Consider the following 3,997-nt stretch of genomic DNA (forward strand, 5'->3'; position numbering starts at 1 on the left):
TGAATCATTGTTATCATTGTTTGTATAATCCTCAGTTAATGGACCATTGTGGTCAATCCCATTATCTCTGCCATTACGGACATCCATATATGGGGTGTTATTTCTTATGTCATTGTTCATCCCAACATGAGTATCCTGATCATTTAAGTCATTTTTATCATTGTTATTACAAGCAGCAAGTCCCATTGTTAAAACCGCTGTTAAAACTAACCCAAAAGATTTTTTTATCAATCGAAATACCTCCTTTGAAAGAATCATGTTACTCCTTTATTTTTCTTGATTTTCAAAGAAAGTATTGGTGGAAAATAAACGCATTTTTATTTTTCCACAAAAAAACCAACTAGTGTAACTGTCGGTTTCGTTTAAAGCATTCAATTTTCCAACATTGGAATTCGATCTTTATATTTGTTAATCAGCACACGATTATGTTCTTCTGCACCATTAGCATTGCCGCTTTTAAAAATTGGCGGTTCAAAGTTGTTACTGATCATATTGCTAATGGCCTCCACCATTATTCCGTTAACGATCGCTGTCCCAACGACTGTTGATCCTGAACCAAAGTTAACAGCAAGAGACTCGTGCTCCATTAATGCATCACCAACCATTATATGATTATCAATGGAAAGGTTAGCGGTATGAAATAAATATTTACCACTTTTATGTCTTGATGCTACGGCTTTTGTATAAACGTATGAAGTGATAGCAATGACAAATGCCCCTTTATTTTTAGCAAACTCGGCAACATCGATTGGTACGGGGTTCCTGCCAGAGGTTGATGCAACAATAACCACATCCTGAGGTTGAATTTCCACTCTAGTTAGAAATTGTTTTGCTAAGTCATTTTCCTTTTCTAATTGAGATGAACGAACAGCCCCCTTATGAAGCATCAAGTCCTCAATTAGGATAGGGTTAATAGGTACTAGTCCACCTGCACGGTAAAATAGTTCTTCTCCAAGGATATGTGAATGTCCGCACCCAAAAACATGGACAATTCCATCGTTTTGGATACATTCTGCTACTTTCTTAGCAGCTACTTTGAGGCCATCAGTTTCATCCTTTTCAACTAAGCTTAATAATTCGTGAAGCTTATGAAAATAATGATTGAACACGTTTAAATACCTCCAGTGCCATGTCTTCAACGTTTCATTTGGATCATAAATTTGTAGCGATCTGCTCGATATACCGATTTGACGAATTCAACAGGGGTATTGTCCTTTAGAAATGTGTTTCTTTGAATTAACATAACTGGCGCACCCTTACTGATTTTTAATAAATCAGCTTCGCTTTGATTGGCCACAGATGATTCAATGATTTGTGAAGCATTATCAATTGTTAAATCTAATTGCTCTTCAATGTATTTATACAGGGAATCATTTACAATTCTTTCTGTAAGTCCTTTAATAAGGTTGGCTGAAATATAGTTGGTTTCTAGCGCCATTGGAACATTATCTGCCATACGAATTCTTTTAATTTCATATACAGGGCCATGTTCCGAAATTAAAAGCTGCCCTGCTACTTGTCTTGTTGCAGGAATAATTTCAAAGTGAAGTAATTGGCTTCCAGGCTCGAATCCTCTTGCTTTCATATCTTCTGTGAAGCTAGTTAATCCTTGAAGGGGCTGTTCAATTTTTCTTTCTGCAACAAAAGTGCCCTTTCCTTGTAATCGATATAACAATCCTTCATTTACTAACTGTGTAAATGCCTGTCTCACTGTCATACGGCTTATTTGATATTTTTCCGCATATTCTCTTTCTGGTGGAAGCGCATCACCAGGACGCAACTCGCCATTTTCAATAAGCTCTTTAATATACTCTTCAATTTGGTAATAAATTGGAATCGGAGAATTCTTATTAATCATTTCCTCCAGCTGCATCCTTTCCTTAAAACTGTCACGTTGTAACCTTTAAATCTGCTATTGCCGCTTTATCTGCAATAATTGTAACACAAGGATGATTTTTCAACACTGATGCTGGAAAACTTTCACTTATCTCCCCATTCAATAGTCTAAAAAGTGCTTCTCTTTTCTTCTCACCTGACACGAGAAGCAGAATTTCTTTGCTTTTCATAATGGTGGAAATTCCCATGGTAATGGCTTTAGTAGGAACCTCTTCGATTTCATTAAAAAATCTTGCGTTTGCTTGAATAGTTGAAGAAGCTAACTCTACAATATGCGTTTTGGAAGCAAAGGAAGTTCCTGGTTCATTAAAGCCTATATGTCCATTACTGCCTATCCCGAGGATTTGCAAATCAATACCGCCATGCTGATTTATTAAATCCTCATATCGATGGCATTCCTCTTGAAAATCTGCAGCAATACCGCTTGGAATATTTGTCTTGGCCTTATTGATATCAATATAATTAAAAAGCTGGTTATTCATAAAATATCGGTAGCTATTTTTATTTTCACTCGAGAGCCCAATGTATTCATCTAAATTAAAAGTGGTTACCTTTTGATAAGCAGTCCCATTTTTATGGTGGTCGTCGATTAAGCATTTATATGTCCCAATTGGAGTCCCGCCTGTCGCAAAACCAAGTTTAATACTTGGATTCTGAATAACCTTTTTTATGATATATTCAGCTGCTTTATTACTCATTTGTTGATAATCTGTGACTTCAATAATCTTCATTTAGAATTATCCTCCCTATTAAAAGCAAGAGCTCCCCTGCATAATGTCATATAAACTTCCATATTCTCATCTAAAATAACAATGTCCGCATCTTTTCCAACTGCAATACTGCCTTTTCGATCATAAAGGTTCAATTGCTTGGCTGGGTTCACTGAAGCCATTTCAATTGCATCTTCAAGTGAACAGTCCGCATATGAAATGATATTTTTTACCGCCTGTCCCAATTTCAAAATGCTTCCGGCAAGAGTTCCATCCTCAAGTACTGCTTTTCCATCCTTTACAAAAACCTCTTGGCCGCCAAGCTCATACTTCCCATTTTTCAAACATTTTGCCCGCATCGAATCGGTTATTAAAATCAATCCATCACTTCGTTTTTGCTTAAAAGCAAGTTTAACCATTTCTGGACGGCTATGCACCCCATCGACAATTATCTCAGCTTTTAATTCTTCTCTTAAAAAGGCCGCTCCCACAACCCCAGGTTCACGATGATGCAGCCCTCTCATTTGATTATAAAGATGGGTTACGTGATTTGCTCCAGCTTCAATAGCTTCGTTCACCTCATCATAAGTAGCATCTGTATGACCAATCGATGCAATAATCCCCTTTTCCTTTAAATATCGGATCATCTCCAAACCATGCGGTCTTTCCGGAGCTAAAGTGACAAGTTTAATCGTCTCATTGGACAGCTTTTGCCATTCTTCAAGTAATGAAAGGTCAGGGTCAATTATATGTTGAATTGGCTGTGCCCCAGCCATTTTGCTATTCACAAACGGTCCCTCAAGATGAATGCCAAGTATTTCAGATTTTCCTGGAGCGTGCTGTTCTTTAATGTAATTCCCGGCATTTATTAAGGCATTTTCAATTTGCTTCCCTTCCTGGGTCATCGTAGTAGCTAAAAAGCTAGTTGTACCTTCTTTAGGCAATGCTGCTACCATTGTGTCCAGTGCTTCCTTGGTTGCATCCATTGTGTCGGCACCGGCTGCACCGTGGATATGAACATCGATAAAGCCTGGAACTGCATTAAAATGGGCAGGAAGTTCAATCACATTACAGTTGCCATTATTAGACAGCTCAGTTGATGAACCGATTTCAATGATTTTTTGATTTTTTATTTTTATATATCCATCTTCAATTATTTGTTCTTCTGAATAAACCCGTATACCCTTTAGTAAAATATGATTATCGTTTGAAATCATCTTCGATACTTCCTTTCAGGTTATATCTAAATCTTAGCATCACCATTATATAGTTGTCAATACCAATTTACTTTACAATAAAAATAAGAATATAATACCATTTTAACCTAATATTACTCTAACCCATAAGAATCAGTTTGTTAATAAATTTAGTTAATTGGTATAGACATCTAT

At 36.7% G+C, this 3,997-nt stretch carries 4 protein-coding genes and 1 pseudogene; all 5 read right to left on the reverse strand.

The genetic code is table 11. The features are described from left to right. A pseudogene (locus tag V7659_RS19215) lies at positions 1-231 on the reverse strand (hypothetical protein); the annotation flags it as partial. Between the two features lie 140 nt (positions 232-371). Beyond that, positions 372-1,109, reverse strand: coding sequence for an SIS domain-containing protein (locus tag V7659_RS19220; protein ID WP_335541462.1), 738 nt, complete (start codon positions 1,107-1,109; stop codon positions 372-374). Positions 1,110-1,135: 26 nt separating this feature from the next. Further along, positions 1,136-1,858: a GntR family transcriptional regulator gene (locus V7659_RS19225; RefSeq protein ID WP_335541463.1), complete on the reverse strand. Its 723-nt coding sequence runs from the start codon at positions 1,856-1,858 to the stop codon at positions 1,136-1,138. A gap of 31 nt (positions 1,859-1,889) precedes the next feature. Beyond that, positions 1,890-2,627 (reverse strand): glucosamine-6-phosphate deaminase, encoded by a 738-nt coding sequence (nagB, locus tag V7659_RS19230; protein ID WP_335541465.1) that lies wholly within the window; start codon positions 2,625-2,627, stop codon positions 1,890-1,892. Continuing rightward, complete coding sequence (nagA, locus tag V7659_RS19235; protein ID WP_335541466.1) at positions 2,624-3,823, reverse strand: N-acetylglucosamine-6-phosphate deacetylase; 1,200 nt, start codon at positions 3,821-3,823, stop codon at positions 2,624-2,626. The genes nagB and nagA overlap by 4 nt, the downstream gene beginning before the upstream one ends. Between the last annotated feature and the right edge of the window lie 174 nt (positions 3,824-3,997).

Origin of the sequence: Neobacillus drentensis, assembly GCF_036966985.1 — a bacterium.
Lineage (GTDB): Bacteria > Bacillota > Bacilli > Bacillales > Cytobacillaceae > Neobacillus > Neobacillus drentensis_E.

Excerpts from the sequence above, each read along its gene's own strand:
- nagB (WP_335541465.1), bottom strand. The coding sequence starts at position 2,627 with ATGAAGATTATTGAAGTCACAGATTATCAACAAATGAGTAATAAAGCA.
- V7659_RS19225 (WP_335541463.1), bottom strand. The coding sequence starts at position 1,858 with ATGATTAATAAGAATTCTCCGATTCCAATTTATTACCAAATTGAAGAG.
- nagA (WP_335541466.1), bottom strand. The coding sequence starts at position 3,823 with ATGATTTCAAACGATAATCATATTTTACTAAAGGGTATACGGGTTTAT.